This is a genomic window from Bartonella sp. AP57NXGY (assembly GCF_042195805.1).
In the GTDB taxonomy this organism is placed as follows: domain Bacteria; phylum Pseudomonadota; class Alphaproteobacteria; order Rhizobiales; family Rhizobiaceae; genus Bartonella.
Genome location: NZ_JBHIOZ010000442.1, coordinates 1 through 859 on the forward strand (window position 1 = coordinate 1; position 859 = coordinate 859).

The window sequence follows — 859 nt, forward strand, 5'->3', positions numbered from 1 at the left end:
AAGGCGTAATGGTAAAAACCAATCACAAGCTTTACCATCTCTTTTTAATTCAGCTTTACGGCTTTCAAAAGCATCTAAAGCAATGTTTTTTAAATAATGAAGATTACGCATTGCCTCACGCTTTTGTTTATCGCGTTCTTTAATGGGGTCACGCCCCTCACGTAAAACCGAACGCCACCCAGTTGCCAATTCACGGGCTTGTTTTAAAGAGACATCTCGCAACGCTCCCAAGCCCATTTCACGACGACGTCCGTGAAGGGTATACCGTAAAATCCATTGAGCACCTCCATCTTTACGCTTATGAAGTAACAAGCCAGCACCATCATTATATTTGCCAGCCCCCAATGTTGCGACAGATCTTGCATTAAGACGGTTCATAAGAGCCATTTTAAAATCCTTTCTTATACAAATTTTATCCACACATTCATCCCACTTGTGACGTGCAAGGGTATAGTTTTAATTGATTCAACATACACAGACTTGAAATGAGAGAATCTTACGATATTCGGGACTCTCATTCAACATACAAAACAGTGAATTATGATTATAAATCAATGTGTTACATGGTATTAAATCGACAGATAATACAGCTGTTAAAAGTGTGCGTCGTGCGGTTTTCTTAGGAGCCCAGAGTGCGGTTATAGGTTTTGGCAAGAATCACAGTGCAACGCATTACACACTCAAAGAAGAATATTTTGATTATGAACGTCAATTTGGTGTTGCAGCCAAGACCTTGATAGGAATGAAGAAGACCCGTTTCAAAATGCCAAATAGCGCACAAACAGCGCAAGATTTTGGAACGATTGTTATCCCCACCTACAGTGGTGAACCTGATAATTAATCATAGGGAGGAAACAAG

Annotated in this window: 1 protein-coding gene and 1 pseudogene; one reads left to right on the forward strand and one right to left on the reverse strand. The window is 40.2% G+C overall.

Annotated features, from left to right (window positions below; translation table 11 throughout):
• Window positions 1-387 (reverse strand): Arm DNA-binding domain-containing protein (locus ACFIL8_RS11370; protein ID WP_375689882.1); only part of this gene is annotated, 387 nt, incomplete at its 3' end.
• A 184-nt stretch (window positions 388-571) separates the two neighbouring features.
• Between ACFIL8_RS11370 and ACFIL8_RS11375 the strand changes: the two are divergent.
• Window positions 572-841, forward strand: a pseudogene (locus ACFIL8_RS11375) (DUF4043 family protein); the annotation flags it as partial.
• Window positions 842-859: the final 18 nt, after the last annotated feature.